This window comes from Lacinutrix iliipiscaria, from assembly GCF_042686125.1.
Classification (GTDB): Bacteria; Bacteroidota; Bacteroidia; order Flavobacteriales; family Flavobacteriaceae; genus Oceanihabitans; species Oceanihabitans iliipiscarium.
The window spans coordinates 29,958-51,440 of sequence record NZ_JBHUOV010000015.1 but is presented as its reverse complement, the minus strand read 5'-3'; the positions used below and the strand labels follow the sequence as shown (position 1 = coordinate 51,440).

Annotated in this window: 20 protein-coding genes; 9 read left to right on the top strand and 11 right to left on the bottom strand. The window is 33.4% G+C overall.

From position 1 onward, the window contains the following. Positions 1-363, bottom strand: coding sequence for a cupin domain-containing protein (locus tag ACFS5M_RS12990; RefSeq protein ID WP_183489049.1), 363 nt, complete (start codon positions 361-363; stop codon positions 1-3). Continuing rightward, positions 363-1,367, bottom strand: a complete 1,005-nt coding sequence (gene holA / locus ACFS5M_RS12985) for a DNA polymerase III subunit delta (protein WP_183489046.1) — start codon at positions 1,365-1,367, stop codon at positions 363-365. Before holA ends, ACFS5M_RS12990 begins: the two co-directional genes overlap by 1 nt. Positions 1,368-1,393: 26 nt before the next feature. Between holA and ACFS5M_RS12980 the strand changes: the two genes are divergently transcribed. The 3 genes from ACFS5M_RS12980 to ACFS5M_RS12970 all read left to right on the top strand — a co-directional run bounded on the left by ACFS5M_RS12980 (position 1,394) and on the right by ACFS5M_RS12970 (position 3,777). Next, positions 1,394-1,840, top strand: coding sequence for a type I restriction enzyme HsdR N-terminal domain-containing protein (locus tag ACFS5M_RS12980; protein ID WP_183489043.1), 447 nt, complete (start codon positions 1,394-1,396; stop codon positions 1,838-1,840). Beyond that, the gene (locus ACFS5M_RS12975; RefSeq protein WP_183489041.1) at positions 1,837-2,817 is read left to right on the top strand and encodes a glycosyltransferase family 2 protein; all 981 of its coding nucleotides are present in this window, start codon (positions 1,837-1,839) and stop codon (positions 2,815-2,817) included. The genes ACFS5M_RS12980 and ACFS5M_RS12975 overlap by 4 nt, the downstream gene beginning before the upstream one ends. A 105-nt stretch (positions 2,818-2,922) precedes the next feature. Continuing rightward, positions 2,923-3,777, top strand: coding sequence for an OmpA/MotB family protein (locus ACFS5M_RS12970; RefSeq protein WP_183489038.1), 855 nt, complete (start codon positions 2,923-2,925; stop codon positions 3,775-3,777). A 176-nt stretch (positions 3,778-3,953) separates the two neighbouring features. On the opposite strand, the gene ACFS5M_RS12965 is transcribed toward ACFS5M_RS12970, so the two are convergent. Further along, entirely contained in the window at positions 3,954-4,304 is a 351-nt protein-coding gene (locus tag ACFS5M_RS12965; protein WP_379899052.1) for a VOC family protein, read from the bottom strand. 3 nt (positions 4,305-4,307) lie between these two features. Beyond that, the gene (locus ACFS5M_RS12960; protein WP_183489035.1) at positions 4,308-4,928 is read right to left on the bottom strand and encodes an L-threonylcarbamoyladenylate synthase; all 621 of its coding nucleotides are present in this window, start codon (positions 4,926-4,928) and stop codon (positions 4,308-4,310) included. Here ACFS5M_RS12960 and ACFS5M_RS12955 point away from each other — a divergent pair. Further along, entirely contained in the window at positions 4,922-5,839 is a 918-nt protein-coding gene (locus tag ACFS5M_RS12955) for an alpha/beta hydrolase fold domain-containing protein (RefSeq protein WP_379899049.1), read from the top strand. The genes ACFS5M_RS12960 and ACFS5M_RS12955 overlap by 7 nt on opposite strands. A gap of 5 nt (positions 5,840-5,844) precedes the next feature. On the opposite strand, the gene ACFS5M_RS12950 is transcribed toward ACFS5M_RS12955, so the two are convergent. Then, positions 5,845-8,178, bottom strand: coding sequence for an ATP-dependent helicase (locus ACFS5M_RS12950; protein ID WP_183489033.1), 2,334 nt, complete (start codon positions 8,176-8,178; stop codon positions 5,845-5,847). Between the two features lie 147 nt (positions 8,179-8,325). On the opposite strand from ACFS5M_RS12950, the gene ACFS5M_RS12945 reads away from it, so the two are divergent. Then, entirely contained in the window at positions 8,326-9,888 is a 1,563-nt protein-coding gene (locus ACFS5M_RS12945; RefSeq protein ID WP_183489528.1) for an FMN-binding glutamate synthase family protein, read from the top strand. A 5-nt stretch (positions 9,889-9,893) separates the two neighbouring features. Further along, a complete protein-coding gene (locus ACFS5M_RS12940; protein WP_183489031.1) occupies positions 9,894-10,412 on the top strand; it encodes a DUF7935 family protein in 519 nt (172 codons plus the stop codon). Between the two features lies 1 nt (position 10,413). Here the strand turns inward: ACFS5M_RS12940 and ACFS5M_RS12935 are convergent, their stop codons facing one another. The 3 genes from ACFS5M_RS12935 to ACFS5M_RS12925 all read right to left on the bottom strand — a co-directional run bounded on the left by ACFS5M_RS12935 (position 10,414) and on the right by ACFS5M_RS12925 (position 15,098). Further along, the gene (locus ACFS5M_RS12935; RefSeq protein ID WP_183489029.1) at positions 10,414-11,331 is read right to left on the bottom strand and encodes a patatin-like phospholipase family protein; all 918 of its coding nucleotides are present in this window, start codon (positions 11,329-11,331) and stop codon (positions 10,414-10,416) included. Continuing rightward, positions 11,331-13,316 carry a M1 family metallopeptidase gene (locus tag ACFS5M_RS12930; protein ID WP_183489026.1) on the bottom strand — a complete coding sequence of 662 codons (1,986 nt, stop codon included), beginning with the start codon at positions 13,314-13,316 and terminating at the stop codon, positions 11,331-11,333. The genes ACFS5M_RS12935 and ACFS5M_RS12930 overlap by 1 nt, the downstream gene beginning before the upstream one ends. 81 nt (positions 13,317-13,397) lie before the next feature. After that, positions 13,398-15,098 (bottom strand): peptide-N-glycosidase F-related protein, encoded by a 1,701-nt coding sequence (locus ACFS5M_RS12925; protein ID WP_379899045.1) that lies wholly within the window; start codon positions 15,096-15,098, stop codon positions 13,398-13,400. 119 nt (positions 15,099-15,217) lie between these two features. Here ACFS5M_RS12925 and recG point away from each other — a divergent pair, with 119 nt between their 5' ends. Next, positions 15,218-17,320, top strand: coding sequence for an ATP-dependent DNA helicase RecG (gene recG / locus ACFS5M_RS12920; RefSeq protein ID WP_183489024.1), 2,103 nt, complete (start codon positions 15,218-15,220; stop codon positions 17,318-17,320). Between the two features lie 74 nt (positions 17,321-17,394). Here the strand turns inward: recG and ACFS5M_RS12915 are convergent, their stop codons facing one another. Beyond that, on the bottom strand, positions 17,395-18,009 hold the full coding sequence (locus ACFS5M_RS12915) for a hypothetical protein (RefSeq protein ID WP_183489021.1): 615 nt from the start codon (positions 18,007-18,009) through the stop codon (positions 17,395-17,397). Positions 18,010-18,013: 4 nt separating this feature from the next. Then, the gene (locus tag ACFS5M_RS12910; RefSeq protein ID WP_183489019.1) at positions 18,014-18,190 is read right to left on the bottom strand and encodes a hypothetical protein; all 177 of its coding nucleotides are present in this window, start codon (positions 18,188-18,190) and stop codon (positions 18,014-18,016) included. A gap of 131 nt (positions 18,191-18,321) precedes the next feature. Between ACFS5M_RS12910 and pheT the strand changes: the two genes are divergently transcribed. Continuing rightward, positions 18,322-20,748 (top strand): phenylalanine--tRNA ligase subunit beta, encoded by a 2,427-nt coding sequence (gene pheT / locus ACFS5M_RS12905; protein ID WP_183489017.1) that lies wholly within the window; start codon positions 18,322-18,324, stop codon positions 20,746-20,748. A 75-nt stretch (positions 20,749-20,823) separates the two neighbouring features. Here pheT and ACFS5M_RS12900 read toward each other — a convergent pair whose 3' ends face one another. Then, positions 20,824-21,015, bottom strand: a complete 192-nt coding sequence (locus ACFS5M_RS12900) for a cold-shock protein (RefSeq protein ID WP_183489015.1) — start codon at positions 21,013-21,015, stop codon at positions 20,824-20,826. Positions 21,016-21,227: 212 nt separating this feature from the next. On the opposite strand from ACFS5M_RS12900, the gene ACFS5M_RS12895 reads away from it, so the two are divergent. Continuing rightward, positions 21,228-21,464: a putative signal transducing protein gene (locus ACFS5M_RS12895; protein WP_183489013.1), complete on the top strand. Its 237-nt coding sequence runs from the start codon at positions 21,228-21,230 to the stop codon at positions 21,462-21,464. Positions 21,465-21,483 lie beyond the last annotated feature (19 nt).

The following is a 21,483-nucleotide window of genomic DNA, read 5'->3' as shown; positions in this document are numbered from 1 at the left end:
CTACTTGTACTCAATAATTAAAAACACTGCAGTACTATCTCCTACATTTAGGACTTCATGTTCAGTAACTTCATCATTACTAAAATGAATTCCTGTTTTTACATCTACAGTTCGAGTGCCTTTAGCGTCTGTAATTTTAAACGTACTGCCTTTTAAAGTATATCCAAAATGTGGTTGATGTTGGTGCTTTTCATGTCCAACACCAGGAGCAAAAGTGCATTTTAAAACTCGTAGTTCATCGTTATCCTTTAAAACTTCACAAACTTTTTCACCTTTCCAACCTGCTTCCAAAGGATCTGGAAGCTTCGAAGTTGGCTTACAGCCAACAAAAATTACAGCAACTATAAAGAGGACGCTTTTCATTAACTCATAATTCTTACTAACAATTCTTTAAGTAAATCACCTTGAGGAACAGCATTAGAACCAACACCTTTGCTTTTTACATCAAATTCTCGTAAAATCGCAATAACACTACTCACTTTTTTCATTGGATAGTTTCTAGCAGCAGTAATATATTCACTTACAAAATAAGGATTCACTTTTAAAGCCGAAGCCACATGTCTTGGGTTTTTATCTTTCAAACCATGTAAATGCAACAATTGAGAAAAGAAATTAAACAATAAAGAAACAGTCACAACCATTGGGTTATCCTTTGGGTTATCAGCAAAATAATGTACAATCTTATAGGCTTTTTGCATGTTACGTTCGCCGACAGCTTTTCGTAATTCAAAATTATTATAATCCTTGCTTATCCCAATGTTTTCTTCGATATGTTCTGGTGAAATTTGAGTTCCTTCAGGTAAAACGATTTTTAGTTTATCAAGTTCATTACTAATTTTACTTAAATCAGTTCCAAGAAACTCCACTAACATTTGAGCTGCTTTAGGAGAAATCGTGTAATTCTGACCAGAAAGTACGCGACGAATCCAATCTGAAACCTGGTTTTCGTACATCTTTTTACTCTCATAAACCACACCAACTTTTTTAATGGATTTATACAGTGCTTTTCGCTTATCGATTTTCTTGTATTTATAGTTAAGAACTAAAACTGTTGTTGGTTGAAGATTATCAACATAGCTCACCAACTTTTCAATGGTTCTTGATAAATCTTGAGCTTCTTTAACAATAACCACTTGGCGTTCTGCCATCATGGGATAGCGCTTAGCATTTTCAACAATATCGTCAATACTAATATCACGACCATAAAGCACCATTTGATTAAAACCTTTTTCTTCTTCAGCAAGGACATGTTCTTCAATAAAATCGGAAACCTTATCTATATAATAGGCTTCTTCTCCCATTAAAAAGTAAATGGGTTTAATGTTGCCGTTTTTTATGTCAGTAACTAGCTGTTTGACTTCGTCCATTGAAAAAAAATCACCAAATTTGTAAGGTGCAAAAGTTAAACTTTCCTACATATTCATTTCGATTCAAAAATAGCGAAAATAAAACGCTTATTTATGATGAAATACGCAAAAAATTTGTGGTCTTACAACCTGAAGAATGGGTAAGACAACATTGTGTCCAATTTTTAATTCAGCAAAAAGGCTATCCTAAGTCTTTAATTAATGTTGAAAAAGAATTAAAGGTTAATAATTTGAGTAAACGTTACGACATAGTCATATATAATCCAGATGGAAGTATTCATGTGATTGTTGAATGCAAATCGGCTAAAATAAATATAGATCAAAGTACTTTTGATCAAATTGCGCGTTACAATTTAGCCTTAAATGCTACCTATTTAATGGTCACTAACGGAATTAATCACTATTATTGTTCTATGGATTTACATGCTGAACGCTATCAGTTTTTAAAAGACATTCCTGATTATACAACATGAAAATAGCTGTTGTCATATTGAATTGGAACGGAAAAGAACTTCTTCAAAAGTTCTTACCTTCTGTGATTTCTTATTCTGAAGAAGCAAACATTTATGTTGCAGACAATGCATCAACAGACGCGTCTGTTGCATTTGTAAAAACAAATTTTCCGCAAATTAAAATCATTCAGAACACCCAAAATGGTGGTTATGCTCAAGGCTATAATGAAGCCTTAAAGCATTTAAAAGAAGATGTTTTCTGCTTGCTTAATAGCGATATAGAAGTCACTCCAAACTGGCTTAAGCCAATATATGCAGAATTTACTACTCATAAAGATACAGCAATCATTCAACCAAAAATTCTAGATTATAAAAGTAAAGATCACTTTGAATACGCTGGAGCAGCTGGAGGATTTATAGACAAGTATGCTTATCCTTATTGTAGAGGTCGCATATTTAATACGATCGAAAAAGACGAAGGTCAGTATAACGACTCCTCTTCTATTTTCTGGGCTTCAGGTGCATGCTTTTTCATAAGAAAAGACGTCTTTCAAAATTTAGAAGGCTTTGACACTTCCTTTTTTGCACACATGGAAGAGATAGATTTATGCTGGCGAGCTTTCAATCGAGATTACCAAGTTCGTTATGTTAGCCAATCTAGCGTTTACCATGTTGGTGGTGCCACATTAAAAAGTACGAATCCTAAAAAAACCTATCTCAATTTTAGAAATAGCTTGTTTACATTAACTAAAAATGCTCCAGGACCAATTTTCTTTTTATTACTATCCAGATTAGCATTAGATGGCCTCGCTGGAATAAAATTTTTGCTTGAATTAAAATTTGGTCATTTTCTAGCTATTTTCAAGGCGCATTTTAGCTTCTACTCCAACCTACCCAAACTATTAAACACACGAAAATCTAATCCAAAGAAAAACAATTACTACAACAAAACATCTATTGTTTGGTCTTACTACATTAAAGGACGCAAAGTCTTTTAATTGTTTATAAATATGTTAAAGTTTTTGTTAATGATTGATTTATGCATCTATCTTTTGTATAATTTTGTGTCGTTAAATTAAACCTATTTAATCTATTCATTACCTATGAAAAAAATCATTTTATTAAGTGTTTCAGCAGTATTGCTTTTAAGCTCTTGTGTTTCTAAAAAGGAATTCACAGCATTAGAAGCTAAACAAAAAGAAACTCAAGATTTACTAAATACAGCAACTGTTAAACTTAACTCTTGCTTAGAAGACAAGTCTGCAGCAAATGCTCGTGTAGTAGCATTACAAGAGCAATTAGCAAATTTAAAAGACACCAATAAAGATTTAATGGAAAGCACTAAAGACATGACAGTCTTAACGACTAAAGGTGCAGAAAATTTAGAAAAATCTTTAGAAAGTTTAAAAGAAAAAGATCTTAAAATTTCAAGATTACAAGATGCGTTAACTAAAAAAGACAGTGTAACATTAGCATTGGTAACCAGCTTAAAAAAAGAAGTTGGACTTAACGACCCAGATATTGAAATAAATGTAGAAAAAAGTGTGGTCTTTATTTCGCTTAGCGACAAACTATTGTTTAAAAGTGGAAGCTATATCATTACTCCAAAAGCCAATCAAATTTTATCTAAAGTCGCAACCGTTATTAATAGCAAACCTGACTTTGAAGCCATGGTAGAAGGTCACACAGACAATGTACCATATAGCAAAGGTGTGCTTATCGACAACTGGGATTTAAGTGTAAAACGTAGTACAGCTATCGTTAGAGCGCTACAAGGTTTAGGTGTAAATCCTGCACAACTTATAGCAGCAGGAAGAGCAGATTATATTCCTTTAGTAGACAACTCTACTGCTGAAAATAGAGCAACAAACAGACGTACTAAGATTTTAATCTTACCTAAGATTGATCAGTTTTATGAAATGATAGAGTCTGAAATGAAAAATTTATCAGAAGAATAAATCTAAGGTTTTTCTAAAAAAATTAAAGCTCAACTTAAGGTTGGGCTTTTTTATTTTTATACTCTTTTGGGCGTTACACTACTCCGCTTAAGCTACGTAGTGTCAGGCTTTCCGCTATATCTTTTTTTTACAAAAAAGGATGCCACTTCAATCCTTAACGCAATTCACAATAAAAATTAATCATAACACCAAATAGCAAGCTCATTACCAGATGGATCCATAAAATGAAAACGCTTTCCACCTGGAAAAGAAAAAGTATCGATAGTCAGCTTAGCTCCTAACTCTAAAACATTTGTTTTAATGGTTTCTAAATCCTCATGATACAAAACAATCAAAGCACCATTTATAATGGGTTGTTCCGTTTTTTCAAAACCACCAGCTAATCCACTAGATTCAAAAGCCACATAAGTATCGCCATAATCTGTAAATTTCCATCCAAAAGCTTTGGTATAAAACGCCTTAATGGCCTCCAAATTATGAGCCTTAAATTCTACGTAATTAATATGATTGTTTTTTGGTTTCATCATAAATTAAAATATTTCTAAACTTCCTTTACCTTCACGAATAATTAAAGGTTCACCTTCAGAAAAATCAATAATAGTAGATGCTTCATTATCGCCATAACCACCATCAATCACTAAATCTACTAATTTATCCCATTTCTCAAGAATCAATTCTGGATCTGTGGTATATTCTAAAATAGCATCATCATCATGTATAGATGTAGAAACTATAGGATTACCAAGTTCTCTTACAATCTCTAAAGCAATATTATTATCAGGCACACGAATACCTACTGTACGCTTCTTTTTAAAAGCAACTGGCAAACTTTTAGCTCCTGGCAAAATAAAGGTGTAAGGTCCAGGAAGCGCACGTTTTAAAATCTTAAACGTAGATGTGTCGATTTGCTTTACATAGTCACTTAAATTACTTAAATCATGACACACAAAAGAAAAATTAGCTTTTTCCAGCTTGACGCCTTTAATTTTGGCAATACGCTCTAAAGCCCTAGAATTAGTTATGTCGCAACCTAAACCATAAACGGTATCTGTTGGATAAATAATTAACCCTCCCTTTTTTAAGACCTCAACAACTTTCCTAATCTCCTTAGGATTAGGGTTTTCTTCATAAATTTTTAAAAACTGTGCCATACTATTTAACTCATAAAAACGTTTACAAAGTAGTTAATTATTTTATCATGAAAAATAGCATTAAAATTTTATTCATTCTTATTATAACTATAAGTTATTTTTCATGTCATAATTCAGATACAAATGATGATACCGTAAATATAGATCCACTAGAGTATTATGAAGCATTAAATGTGTCTTATGGTAGCGACAGTGATCAAAAGTTTGACCTCTACCTTCCTGCTAATCGAAGTGTTGAAACAAAAATTATGATTTTAATCCATGGAGGTGGTTGGACTTCTGGCGATAAATCAGACATGAACGATTTTAAAGATTATATTCTACAAAATCTACCAGATATCGCTGTGGTTAATATGAATTATAGGCTTGCAGACGATATAACACAACCTTATCCTATGCAAATAAATGATATTACGACCGTTGTGGATTATTTAAAAAACAAACAAGACGACTACGTCATTTCTGATGAAATAGGTTTTATTGGCGCGAGTGCTGGAGCACATTTATCATTATTATGGAGTTACGCTTTTGACACATATGAGCAAACCAAAATGGTTTGCAGTATTGTTGGTCCAACAAACTTCACAGATCCTGCTTACTTAGATACAACAGATCCTGTTTTACAAGAGATTCTTGATACTTATGGTGTAGATGCTTCAATAGAATTTCTAGAAGAAGTCAGTCCATATCATCAATTAACCGTAAATGCACCACCTACGATTCTTTTTTATGGTGGTGAAGATCCATTAATCCCAACCTCGCAAGGCATTTTTCTTAGAGATAAACTCGTTGAGTTAGGCGTTGTTCATCAATTCACATTGTATCCAGATGAAGGTCATGGCTGGATTGGATTAAATTTATTAGATACGACTATAAAATTACATACGTTTATTGATACGCACTTAGAATGATTTTTCTATCCTATAACTTCTAGTTTTGCAAAACGAAGTAACAACTTCTTTACACCTCCAACTTCAAATTTAATTTCTGCTTTAACATCTGAACCAACACCTTCAATTTTAAGGACTTCACCTTTTCCAAATCGTAAATGTTTCACGATGTTTCCTACGACCAGGTTGTTATCAAACAAATTTGTGCTAGCTCCTGTTTTTGCTACTGGTTTTAAATTTTTAGGCGTCGATATTTTAAATTTTTCAGGTGCCGATTTTGTAGTACCTTTCTTTTTAAAAGTGGGTTGTTTTGGTTTCTTAAAACGTATTTTATTAGGCTCAACATCTCCAAAAATATCTGCTGAAAGCATTGGGTTAAAACGTTGTTCTTCAATAGGCGTTATAACGTCCAGATATTCGTCATCAATTTCTTCAATAAAACGACTAGGGTCAGCATCTATTAGTTTTCCCCAACGATAGCGAGATAAAGCATAAGTTAAATACGCTTGTTTTTCGGCTCTGGTCAATGCAACATAAAACAAACGTCTTTCTTCTTCAAGCTCACTTCTGGTGTTCATACTCATTGCACTAGGAAATAAATCCTCTTCAAGGCCTACAATAAACACATAAGGAAATTCAAGTCCTTTTGCTAAATGTATAGTCATTAAAGCCACGTGATCGCTATTGCCTTTATCAGCATCTAAATCTGTTGCTAGAGCGACATCTTCTAAAAATTCTGCTAAAGAACCTGTGGTATCAGCCAATTCTTTTTGGCCTTCAACAAAATCTTTCATCCCATTTAAGAGTTCCTCTAAGTTTTCCATTCTAGCCACACCTTCAGGTGTGCCATCCTTATTAAACTCACGAATCAATCCACTAACTTTTACAACATGCTCAGCAAGTTCAAATACTGTTGCTGTTTGGTTCATGACTTGAAAACTTTCAACCATTGTCACAAAATCTTGTAACTTATTTCGTGTTCCAGAATTGATACTAATATCGATAGTACTTAGATTTTTAAGCACTTCAAAAATAGATTTATCATAACGATTTGCAGCAACGACTAATCGATCTACAGTAGTTTGCCCAATCCCACGAGCTGGAAAATTAATAATTCGCTTTAACGCTTCTTCATCAGAAGGATTGATAATTAACCGCAAATAAGAAAGAACATCTTTAATTTCTTTTCGTTGATAGAAAGACAAACCACCATAAATTCTATACTCTATGCCGCGTTTACGAAGGGCATCTTCAATAGCACGAGATTGTGCATTGGTTCTATATAAGACTGCAAAATCGCTGTTTTTTTGCTGCTCTTGCATTTTGGTTTCAAAAATGGTGCTTGCCACAAAGCGCCCTTCATCTCCATCAGTAAGGGATCGATTCACTTTTATCTTAGCACCTTCGTCATTGGCAGTCCAGACTACTTTATCGAGTTTCGTTTGATTCTTATCAATAATAGAGTTTGCTGCATTGACAATATTTTTTGTGGAGCGGTAATTTTGTTCTAATCGGAACAATTTCACATCATCATAATCTTTCTGAAAGTTTAAAATATTATTAATATTCGCTCCACGAAAGGCATAAATACTTTGTGCATCATCGCCAACTACGCAAATATTCTGAAATCGGTCACTTAAAGCACGTACAATGAGATATTGTGAATGATTCGTATCTTGATACTCATCCACCAAAATATATCTAAACTTATCTTGATATTTAGCAAGTACTTCTGGGAAACGTGTTAAAAGCTCGTTTGTTTTTAGTAACAAATCATCAAAATCCATAGCACCAGCTTTAAAACATCTATCAACATACTGTTTATAAATATTTCCCATTTGAGGCCTTCTCGCCATGGCATCAGCTTCCATGAGCTCTGGATTATTAAAATACGCTTTAACTGTAATCAGACTGTTTTTATAAGAAGATATTCGAGAGCGAATCTGCTTGTATTTATATACGTCTTTATCCAGATCCATTTCTTTAATAATCGAAGCAATCAAGCGATCAGAATCTTGAGTATCATAGATAGTAAAATTACTAGGATAGCCTAGTCGGTCTGCTTCAAAACGTAATATTTTTGCAAATACAGAATGAAACGTTCCCATCCATAAATTTTTAGCTTCACTATCGCCAACAATAGTTGCGATACGGCTTTTCATTTCTCTAGCTGCTTTGTTTGTAAAGGTTAAGGCTAATATATTAAACGCATCTACACCTTGACTCATAAGATAAGCAATCCTATAAGTAAGCACTCTTGTCTTCCCAGATCCAGCACCTGCAATCACAATCATTGGTCCATCTTTTTGCAAAGTTGGTGCTAATTGTGCTTCGTTTAACTGGCTTAAATACTTCTCCAATTCATTATCATTTTTAAAGTGTGAAAATAACCAATACAATGCTTTTTATACATTAGAATTATGAATAATTATAAACAATTAAATGAATTCTTTATGTTTTCAATTTTTGAATATCTTTACAGCTCAATTATATCAAAATTCATTCATATGTTAGAGTTTTTAGGAAATATTAGCTGGTGGCTTTGGATTATTATCGTTTTAGTAATTATAGCCCTCAGAGATATCATTCAAAGAAAACACACACTCAGCCATAATTTTCCAATCATTGGACATATTCGCTACTTATTTGAAAGTATTGGCCCAGAAATCCGTCAATATTTTGTTGCTAATAATAGAGAAGAGTTACCTTTCAATCGTATTGAACGTGGTTGGATTTATGCTTCTGCCAAGAAAGAAAATAACTACGAAGGCTTCGGAACAGATAGAGATATTTATGCACATCAACATATTTTTATTAATAATGCGATGATGCCCTATCAAATAGATAAAAACCATCCCAACAGCATAGACAAAACGTTTCTTCCTTGTGCAAAAGTTATAGGCTTATATCATAACCGTAAGAAGCCTTACAGACCAGCTTCTGTTATTAACGTATCGGCAATGAGTTTTGGTTCGCTCTCAGCAAAAGCTGTAGAATCCATGAATAAAGGTGTGCAAATGGCTGATGCTTACCACAACACAGGAGAAGGCGGCTTATCTCCTTATCATAGTAATGGTGGAGATGTTGTCTTTCATTTTGGAACAGGTTATTTTGGTGTTCGTTCGAAGGATGGTGGATTCTCAATGGAAAAAATGGTAAAGTTAGTAGAAGACAATCCGTTTATTCGCGCCATTGAAATCAAATTATCCCAAGGCGCTAAACCAGGAAAAGGTGGTGTATTACCAGGCGCCAAGATTACACCAGAAATCGCTAAAATTAGAGGCGTAGAAGTTGGCAAAGATGTACTATCACCTCCAAACCATAAAGCCTTTTCTAACGTCTCAGAATTGGTTGATTTTATTGAATCTATTGCTGAAGCCACTGGACTTCCAGTCGGTATTAAAGCAGCAATTGGTAAATTAGACGAATGGGCTGAGTTGGCAGATATTATGAAAGCTACAGGTAAAGGGCCAGATTTTATAACCGTTGATGGTGGCGAAGGCGGTACAGGTGCAGCACCTCCAAGTTTTGCAGACCATGTTTCACTACCATGGGTTTATGGCTTTGGAGATTTATATAAATTATTTCTTAAAAAAGGGTTAACAGAACATATTGTATTTATTGGCAGTGGAAAACTTGGGTTCCCAGCTAAGGCAGCAATGGCATTTGCTATGGGAGCAGATTGCATTAATGTAGCTCGCGAAGCTATGATGAGTATTGGGTGTATTCAAGCTCAAGTTTGTCATACCAACAAATGCCCTAGTGGTGTTGCTACGCAAAGTAAATGGTTGCAAAATGGGATTGACACTACTTTAAAATCGGTGCGATTAGCTCAGTATTTTAAGACGTTTAGAAAAGAATTTATTGAAATCACTCATGCTGCTGGCTACGAACATCCTTGTCAATTTAAAATGAAAGATATTGAAGTAAATGTAGATGATCACAATTTGTCGAAGAAAATGAATAGAACATATAATTACAGTAAAACACCTGTCCCTTTTAACACTATGCAAGAATTAAAAGATTGTATATATTTGGGTGGTTCAAAACAGAAAACAAAAACGACATAATTCCTATGGAACAACAACTAGTAAATCTTCTTATGTATATTATTCCAGCTTTAATCACTGGAGCTATTGCCTTTCTTTTTTTTAGAGAACATATTGAAAATGAAAACCAACGAAGAACATTTTTAATGCATAAAGAATTACAAAAAGAAGCATTTCCTATTCGCCTTCAAGCCTATGAGCGCATGTCTTTATTTTTAGAGCGCATCGCACCTTCTAAATTACTTTTAAGAATTACTCCAAACTCCTCAAATAAAGAAGATTACGAATCATTACTTATACAAAATATTGAACAAGAGTTTGAGCATAATTTATCACAACAAATATATGTTTCTAGCGAATGCTGGAACGTGATTAACGCTTCAAAAAACGCTACCATACAATTAATTCGAAAAGCTACTTTATCAGAAAAAACAGATTCAGCAAACAAACTCAGAGAGGTTATCTTAGGCGAAATGATGGAAGGTCATCCACCTAGTCACGCTGGATTATCATTCATAAAAGAGGAAGTTAGTAAGATGTGGTAAATCATCTCACTTTCACTGTCGATCCCATTGGAAAATTATCATCATGTTTAGCTTGCGCATGCAGAAACCCCTCTAACCACCATTTTTCCATTAAACGCTTGCTAAAAATCAATGAATTCTCAGTAAGCTTTGTTGGCGTATAATAAATATTTAGCTTAACATTTTTATGCTTAGCTGCTAATTTACCAATTGCAATATCACTTTTTTCGACTTGATCTAAAAGATGACTAAACAAGTTCAGCATTAATGAAAATGGATTTTTACCTAGCACTTTATTATACTCTAGGTTTTCACTCTCTAAAACAATTGCATCAATTTCGGTAGCGCCTCGCAAAACAGCTTCACGTATAGGAATTACACAACCTAAAGCACCATCTGCATATTCAAAACCATCGACTTTTGTCAAAGACATAAACGGAATGTAATTACAGGAAATCCAAATCCAATTACAAAACTCTTCATAAGAGAAGTCTTTGATAGACTTGTACTCTACTCTATTTTTTGACAAATTAGAAACTGTAACAATCACATCTTTTTCAAGATTTAAAATAGCTTCAAATTCCTCTTTAGTGAAATTTCTTTTAATATGCCTACGCAAATTTTTACTTTCACCAAATGTTCTTTTCATTTTAATGAATTGCCACAAAGAGTTTATAAAATTAATAGAGACATATTCCCTATCTCCCTTTTTTCGTTGCACAAAAGGGTTAACACTAAAAATATCACTCTGATTCACATTCGTGAAGATGTCATACAGTTTCCCTATATTATTTACCGCCAAATGAGACACCAACAAACTTCCCGTGGAAGTCCCTAAAAACATATCGTACGCTCTTTTTTCTTGCTCAATTAAATACTGAGCAACACCTCCCGCAAAAGCCCCTTTACTTCCTCCTCCTGATATAACTAATGCTCGCATTAATGTGTTTTAAGTTTTTTATAATCCGCATGATCTTTGTACTTTTCACGAAAAGCTTTAGCAAACTTTTTTAGCCGCCAATTATGGTGTGTTTCGGCATCTTCATAGTACTTTATAACATCTTTAGTAATAACATTAAGCATTTCTAAAAAGCTAAAAGCTTGCATTCTTATTTCAAAATTATATACAGGCGAAGCATATTGAATCAATTCACTTAAATGTTCTTGTTTACCATAATCAGGCGTACTAACAGATAACGCCAACCATAAAAGTCTAACATTTTTATTACTAAGTCCAATTATATCTTTAGTTTTATTCAAATACTTAACTCTATCTTCAGGAAAATTAGCCCACAGATTATATAATGCAGACTCTACAGTAATATATGATTTATCTTCCAAAAGCGTCTCATAACTCTCTTTTAATTCTATTGGAATTTTTGTGACGTTTTGAGCAATAGCCTGTCTGACTTTTACACTGTTTTTAAAGACCTCGGAAGTAACGCGTTCTGGGACTTGTGAGATAATCTTTCTTTTAGCTTCATCTGAAACCCAAGAATTCAAATAGTAATCACACTTAGAATTTGGCGCTTCACAATCCACCATAAGGTATTCTGAAATAAATGGCGATTGTTTTTGCAAAGACAACTCAATATCCTCGTAATAAAAGGCTTTATCTTTCAACCATTTATCTACAAAAGCACTTAAATCCTGTTCGCTGAATCGCTCAACTTCCTTAATAAAATCTAATGTTTCTACATTTTTAAATGCATGTTTATTTAAATAACTCCTTACAGCCAATCTAAACACGGAATCACCCACTTTCTCCCTTAGCATATACAAAACCAATGCTCCTTTTTTATAAAACGTAGTGCTGCTCGCTTTAGGATCCAATAATGCTGTACTTTGACCAACTCGATCCTGATTAGCCAATTCTTCAGCATACTCTAAAAGCCTCCAATAAAAATAATTATCTCCAAAAACATCCCTTTCTGCTAATAAAGCATAATAAGTCGCAAAGCCTTCTTGCAACCAATGATGCGTTCCAGATGTTTCTGTAACCAAATCACCAAACCACTGATGCGCTAATTCATGAGCATTGACATTGACATAATTTTTATCAACAAAAGCAATATCATCAATCATAAATGCATCAGAAAAAATTGTACAGCTCGTATTTTCCATTCCAGCATATAGAAAATCATGAACAGGGACTTGTTTGTAATTCTGCCAAGGATAAGCAACACCAATTTCTTTTTCAAGAAAATCAAACATTTGCTTTGTATAACGGTAGGTTGGTTCAACTTTAAGAGAGTCTTCAGGATAATAATACATCTCTAAAGGAATTCCACTCTGTGAAATTTTAATGACTTTATTATACTTTCCAATAACCAAAGCTACTAAATAGCTTGACATAGGTTGTTGCATGTCATATTTCCATAAATCATAATTAGAACTTTTAGATTTTGAAATTAATTTTCCATTAGAAATCACCTCATAACCTCTCGGAACAGAAAAAGTTAAATCAAACTCTATCTTATCATTCATGTCATCTAAACTAGGCAACCAATGACTTGTATATTTCCCTTGACCTTGTGTCCAAATTTGATTTCTAGCTTCATTATTCCATCCAATAAAGTACATCGCTTGTTTAGGAGAAGCAAAAAAGATAAAACTAAGCCTGTTGTTTTTTGAAGGTTTAAACTTGTCATAAATGATAAGCTTCTTACCATCATTATTAAACTTCACTGGTTTTCCATTAAGCGAAATATTTTCAAACCTCATATTTATCGCATCCAGAAAAACCGAATCTACTCTTTTTAAAATATCAAATTCTATTTCAAAAGCATTAAAAAGCGTACTATCGACTTGAATCTTATTAAAAAACAGTTCCGCTTCAATTTTTTTAAAATCCACATACTTGGTTTGTTGCGCTACAGAAACAGCACTAGACAGTATAAATAATATTACAAAAAAGTGTTTCATATCTATTTTACAACAACGATAGTACCAAAATACAAAAGCACGCTAAAAATTTAACGTGCTTACAAATTATAATTCTAGCAGTTAATCTGTTACAATAGGCGCTGAAATGACTGTATTACTTTTAACTACCACATAAGTAGAAGTCGCATAATACGCATCTCCATTAGCTCCATTATTAGTCCAATCTTCATAATCATATTCAAAATTAAACGTACTTCCAGCCATAGACGTACTAAAATCATCTATTCGAGTTGGCACAGCCATTCCTGGACACCAACCAGCCCTATTAGGTTGCCAATTTCCTGGATCTTGATCACTAATAGGATTAGCTGCACAACCAAGCGGACCTAAATCATGCTGAAACATATTTGAACCATTAATCAACACATCATGCGTTCTATAACACCACTCAGCACAACCTCTTCCGTCAGCATCATTAGGCGTAGCATGCCCCCAACCAGAGATAATAGTTCTCAAGTGCGTACTTTCAGAATTAGCAGGAATTTCAACAGATTTATCTAAATCAAAACTATGACTTACACCATAAGGCACGCCATCAATAGAATTAACATGATAACCCAGCACCTCAGAAACAGCATAATAAGGATAGTCTGGCACACCTTCAATATAATCAAAATCTAGAGTGATTAAATCGGCTTTTGCCGTCCAATTTTCAATATATATTCTTAATTCAGTTGCACCAACAAGTAAAGCTTTGAAATCTGTAACATCAAACTCTAAACCACGCTCTAACTGCTGTGTTCCAACCCAATAAGGTGTTATATATCTACCTATTTCAAACCAATTACCAGTACTCGGATCCTTAACTTTAATATTTGCAAACCGATCCCAATCATCACATCCAGTACTTGGACAATCAATTTGTAAATACATCTTAATCTGAGCGATATTGCTTAAATCTGGATGCAAATTAAATACCTGAGTCGCAGATTGACTAAAACCTCCACCAAAGCCTAAAGCTTGGTCATTAAATGTGGTATAATTATGTACAACTGCTAAGCCAAGTCCAGTTAAGACAACCTCAACATTATCTGCATCATCATTAGTTAATGTTAACATTCCAGAAGCATCACCTGGCGTTGTAGGAGAAAACCTTACAAATACAGTAGTGTCATTATTTGCAGATCCTGATGGAATTTGCAGCATGGCACTATAAACACTATCATCAAATGAAATCTCAAACCCTTCACTCGCATTAATTTCTATATCTGAAACTAAATTATCTCCATTTATTACTAATGCAATAGCACTAGACTGCTCCGAAACCAAAGTATCTTCAAAATTTAAACTCGTACTACTTACATTTATTATTGGCGATATACTTAACCCAACTCCGTTTAAACTCACTGTTTTATCTGTTGCAGAATCACTTTCCAACGTTACTAAGCCACTTGTATTACCAATAGCACTCTCTGAAGGAGCAAATCGCACATAAAGCAAAATATTAGCCGAATTCGCTGCGTCTTTATCAATTGTTAAATTATTAGTGAAATTATTATCATCTAAAGAGACTTGAAAATTATTTGAAACTGAGACTGAAATATTAGAAACCAGATCATTTCCTTTAATCTGAATACTTTGTGATGCAGAAAAACTTAACACATTAACTTCTCCAAACGAAGTCACAGAGCCAGTCACAACAATACTAGAATCGGTTAAATCACCTCCAGAAGAGTCATCACTACTACAGTTAATAATAAATAATGCGCTAATAAGAATAAAAAGCCCAGGAAGACTCTTTTTAAAATAAATGGTTTTCATAGTTTTTAGGTGAAAGTTTACCAAATATACTCTTAAAATATAATGTTTAGAAATAAAGTTTTTAAGAAAATGGAATTCAGTAGTATTAATAAAGCCCAAAAATTGATAAATTCGCTTTTATGAGTGTAAACTTACAAACTCCTATAGATTATTTAAAAGGCGTCGGACCAAATCGAGCAGATTTATTACGAAAGGAGCTTGGTATTCACACCTATCAAGACCTCGTCAATCTATTCCCAAACAGATACATTGACAGAACACAATACTATAAAATAAACCAACTACAGCGCAACAATGTCGATATACAAGTTATTGGAAAACTCATAAAGTTTGAAGAAATAGCGCAGAAACGCGGAAAACGCTTAGTAGCAAGTTTTCAAGACGAAACAGGCACTATGGAACTTGTTTGGTTTCGTGGCCAAAAATGGATTAGAGAAAGTCTAAAACTCAACACACCATATGTGATTTTCGGAAAAACAAATTGGTACAACGGGAAATTTAGCATGGCGCATCCTGAAATTGAATTAAAAGAAGAGCATGAGCAACATTTACGCTCAGCCATGCAAGCGATATACCCTTCTACAGAAAAGCTAACTAACAAAGGCATTACCAATCGCGTGATGACAAAAATCATGCAACAACTCTTTATAGAAACTAAAGGAAAATTCACAGAAACACTTCCAGAATATTTACGTTCAGAATTAAAACTTATCTCAAAATCTGAAGCGACTTTTAACATACATTTTCCAAAACATCAAGAGCTCCTTTCTAAGGCTCAATTCCGTCTTAAATTTGAAGAATTATTTTACATTCAACTGCAACTTATTTTAAAAAATTTAATCCATAAATCTAAAATAAAAGGCTTTCCGTTTTTAATCGTTGGAAATTATTTTAATTCATTTTTCAAAGAGCATTTACCCTTCAAATTAACCAATGCTCAAAAACGTGTTCTAAAAGAAATTCGTCACGATTTAGGAAGCAATGCACAGATGAATCGTCTTTTACAAGGCGATGTAGGCTCAGGAAAAACTATAGTTGCCTTAATGTCAATGTTAATAGCGCTTGACAACGGTTTTCAAGCCTGTTTAATGGCTCCGACTGAAATTTTGTCAGTCCAACACTATAATGGATTATATGAACTATGTAAAGAATTGAAAATCAGCATAAAACTATTAACCGGCTCAAGTAATACTTCAGAAAGAAGAGAGATTCATAAAACTTTAGAAAACGGAGAATTACAGATCCTAATTGGCACACATGCGCTACTTGAAGATAAGGTAAAATTCAAAAATTTAGGGCTTGCAATTATTGATGAGCAACATAGATTTGGAGTTGCTCAACGTAGTAAGTTATGGAAAAAAAACACCTCTCCTCCACACATTTTAGTCATGACGGCAACTCCAATTCCAAGGACCTTAGCAATGTCTGTTTATGGGGATTTAGATATCTCTATAATAGACGAATTACCTGCTGGAAGAAAGACCATTAAAACGGTACATCGATACGACAGTAATCGATTAAAAGTCTTTAGATTTATACGTGATGAAATTTCTAAAGGAAGGCAAATTTACATCGTTTATCCTTTAATTCAGGAAAGTGAAAAAATGGATTATAAAGATTTAATGGATGGTTACGCTAGTATTGAACGTGACTTTCCTAAACCAGAATACCAAATCTCTATTGTGCATGGCAAAATGAAAGCAGCAGATAAAGATTTTGAAATGCAACGTTTTATTAAAGGAGAAACTCAAATTATGGTAGCAACCACAGTCATTGAAGTTGGTGTTAACGTCCCAAATGCATCTGTAATGATTATTGAAAGCGCAGAGCGCTTTGGCTTATCGCAGCTGCACCAACTAAGAGGTCGTGTAGGTCGTGGTGCTGAACAAAGTTATTGTATTCTTATGACGAGCCACAAGCTTTCAAACGATAGTAGAACACGATTAGAAACCATGGTAAGAACTAGCGATGGCTTTGAAATTGCTGAGGTTGACTTACGTTTACGTGGTCCTGGAGATATTATGGGCACGCAGCAAAGTGGTGTTTTAAATCTTAAAATTGCAGATATTATAAAAGATAATGATATCCTACAACTTGCTCGCCATCATGCGAAACAACTATTAAAAGCCGACCCAACTTTGGCCGCTTTAGAAAACAAAAGCGTTTTACACACCTATAGACAAATGAGTAAGTACAAAAATATTTGGAATTATATTAGCTAAAGCTAACAACGACAACTAAAAAAAGGTGCTACGAAACGCAACACCTTTTATAGTCAAAACTATAATTATTTATTCTATTGCTGAAGAGCATTTAATTCTTGTACACGTTGAGCAATTTTCACTTTAGCATTACTAACAGAAACTGCATGTTGCGCTAGTTTTTCTTCAATTGCAGAAATTTTAATTTTTCTTTGCTTTGCTTCAACATCTGTAATTTCTCCGTTTGCTTCTGCTTCTAGTACTCTTTTCTTTACTACAGCAAGTCGTGCTTTTGCTTCACCAATAAATTCTTCTTTATCTTCTAAGCTATACTTTTTATCATTAAGCACAGCTTCAGCAGCTAATTCATTAGCAACAGCTTCATTTCTTATTTTCTCAGCTTGAATCTCTGCCATGTCAGCATTATCGCCATGCACGCCTTTTATTTCCTTATCATAAGCCGCTTTTATCGCTTCAATTTCTTCATTGATTGCAACTCGTTGCTCAGGAGTTGCATCTTCATGCTTCTTTCTTAAAACCTTTAACTCTTGAAGCATCGTATTTGCAACTTCACCTGCTTCATTATTCATCTGCCTCTTAAGTTCTGTTTTTTCTGCTGCAGATTTAGAATCATCTTGAGCAAAAGTCGTTTGGGTAGTTATTATTGTGCACAACCCAAATAATAACATCATTAATTTTAAGTTTTTCATTGTTTTATAGTTTTTCTAATTCGTCTAATTCGTTTTCTATTTCTTTTGATTCGTTTTCAATTTCTTCTGTTATTTCTTCTACTTCAGCTTCAATAGTTTCAATCTTTTCAATATTAGCTTCAGTATTTTCAACATCTTTTTTTGTTTCTCTACAAGATGTAAATCCGATAATAAAAATCAAAAAAAATAGGTTTACTATATTTTTCATTTAACAAATTTAAACATTATTGGCTACAATTTACAAAATTAATAACAATGCTTGAATGCTAACCGCATTATTTTATCTTTGCAACAGAAATTATTATGTTTTAAATGAAAATATCTTACAACTGGATTAAACAGTTTATAAAAACAAATTGGACCGCAGAACAAACAAGTGAACTCCTTACAGATTTAGGCTTAGAAGTTGAAGGTATTAGCACTTATGAATCTATTAAAGGTGGCTTGAAGGGCATTGTTGTTGGCGAAGTTCTTACTTGTATTCAACACCCTAATGCAGATAGGTTAAAAGTAACAACCGTTAATATTGGTTCAGAAACACCTTTGCAAATCGTTTGTGGTGCGCCTAATGTTGACCAAGGTCAAAAAGTTCTAGTTGCTACTATTGGCTGTACTTTATATACAGAAAAAGGAGAAGCTTGGACTATAAAAAAAGGTAAGATTCGTGGAGAAGAAAGTCATGGAATGATTTGCGCTGAAGATGAATTAGGCTTGGGAAAATCGCATGATGGTATTTTAATCTTAGATAAAGCAACTGAAGTTGGCCGTTCTGCTGCAGAATTATTTGATATTGAAAATGATCAAATTTTTGAGATTGGTCTAACACCAAACAGAGCTGATGCAATGAGTCATTTAGGAACTGCTCGTGATTTAAAAGCTGGTTTGCTACAAAAAGAAATAAACATAGAACTTATTACCCCATCTGTAAGTGCTTTTCATGTTGACAACAGAACACTTAAAATTGATGTTGATGTTAAGAACAAAGAATTAGCACCTAGATATTGTGGTGTTACCATTTCTGGACTAAAAGTGACAGAATCTCCTGCATGGCTACAAAACAGACTTAAATCTATTGGATTAACTCCGAAGAACAATGTTGTAGATGTAACCAATTATGTGTTACATGAGCTTGGACAACCACTTCATGCTTTTGATGCAGCTAAAATTACTGGACAAAAAATTGAAGTCAAAACCGTTAAAGCTGGCACTAAATTTACCACTCTTGATGAAATAGAGCGTGAATTACATGAGGATGATTTAATGATTTGCGATGCTGAAAAACCAATGTGTATTGCTGGCGTTTTTGGCGGAATTTCCTCTGGAGTTACAACAACTACAACTAGTATTTTTTTAGAAAGTGCATATTTTAACCCTGTTAGTATTCGTAAAACAGCAAAACGTCATGCCTTAAATACTGATGCATCTTTTAGATTTGAAAGAGGTATCGATCCTAATATTACTGAATATGCACTTAAACGCGCTGCTCTATTAATTATAGAACTTGCAGGAGGCGAAATTACAAGTGATATCATTGATGCTTATCCAAATAAAATTGAAGATTTTCAGGTACGTTTAAGTTTTGAAAATGCAAAGGCGTTAATTGGTGAAGAAATCCCGAAAGAAACTATAAAAAGCATATTATCGTCATTAGATATTAAAGTTAATAATGTTACAGAAACTGGCTTAGGTTTAACTGTTCCTGCCTACAGAAATGATGTACAGCGCGAGGCTGATATTATTGAAGAAATCTTGCGTGTTTATGGCTACAACAATATTGCGACAACTAAAAAGTTAAATGCATCCATTTCTAATGCATCAAAGTTTGAAGATCATAAGCTTCAAAATATTATTGGAAATCAATTAGTATCACAAGGCTTTTATGAGATGTTAGCCAATTCTTTAACCTCTCCTGATTATATCAATCTAAGTGAGCAATTAAAAGATGAGCATAATATCGTTATGCTTAATCCTTTAAGTAATGATTTGTCTGTAATGCGACAATCACTTTTGTTTTCTGGATTAGAAGCGCTTTCATATAATATCAACAGAAAGCGTAGTGATTTAAAGTTTTTTGAATTTGGTAAGACTTACCACAATTATAATAATCAAAGAGAAGAACATAAACATCTTACACTTTTAGTTACTGGAAACAGAACTAATGAAGCTTGGAATGGTTTAAACAAACCTTCCGATTTCTTTTATTTTAAAGGTGTTATTAAATCGGCTTTAGAGCGATTAGGAATAACACGCATACAAGAATCGTCTGCAAAAGAAGACATATTTAATGAAGGCCTTACGCTAAGCTTAGGAAAAAATAAACTAGTTAGTTTTGGTTTAGTTAGATCTCAAGTGCTAAAACACTTTAATATTAATCAAGAAGTCTTGTTTGCGGATTTTAATTGGGATACTATTCTTGAAGTTGCTAAACATAATAAGATTAAATTTTCGGCAATACCAAAGTACCCTGAAGTCAGACGTGATTTTGCTTTATTATTAGATGATCATGTGACTTTTGAATCTATTCATACTATTGCGAAACAAACCGAAAAACAATTATTAAAATCGGTGAATCTTTTTGATGTCTATCAAGGTAAGAACTTACCTAAAGGTAAAAAGAGTTACGCAGTTAGTTTTACTATTCAAGATGAAAATAAAACACTTACTGACAAGCAAATTGACAAAATAATGAATAAGCTGCAAGCTAATTTTGAAAAACAACTTGGCGCAGAACTAAGATAAAATTCAAATTTCCTTAATAAAAAAAAGCCTTTCTAACTGGAAAGGCTTTTTTGTTTCAAAGACTAGTAGTATTAATTATACTACTTTAACGTTTACGGCGTTCATTCCTTTTTTTCCTTCGGTTAATTCGAATTCAACAACATCACCTTCACGAATTTCATCGATTAATCCAGAGATGTGTACAAAATGCTCTTTGCCTGATTCTTCTTCAGTTATAAATCCAAAACCTTTTGAATCATTGAAGAATTTTACTGTTCCTTTACCCATTGTAAAAATTAATTATTGATTATAGTTATGACCAAATATAACACATATAATCAGTAATTTATTATTTTATAATTATTTTCTGAAAGAAGATTAATTTGATAACTAATTGTTAAACAATCAAAAACATGCCTATTATTGATTTTTTTAGCTTAAAAAGGAAGGTCATATGAATGCCTTTTTGTATCTTTAAGTAAATGCAAAATTAAAATATTATGGAAGAATCAAATTATATAAAGATATACACAGGCAATTTTATTATTACTCAATTAATAGTTGATAAACTACAAGCTATTGGTATTAATCCTGTAATTAAAGACGAAACAGAATCAGCTAGACTTGGAGGCTTTGGAACGTTTAACCAAGGGACTCAAGAAATTTATGTTAACAATGATGAACTTGACGCTGCTGTTCCTATAGTAGAAAGTGTGACTGCAGAAATGCAAGCTTAACGTTGACCAATGGTCACAA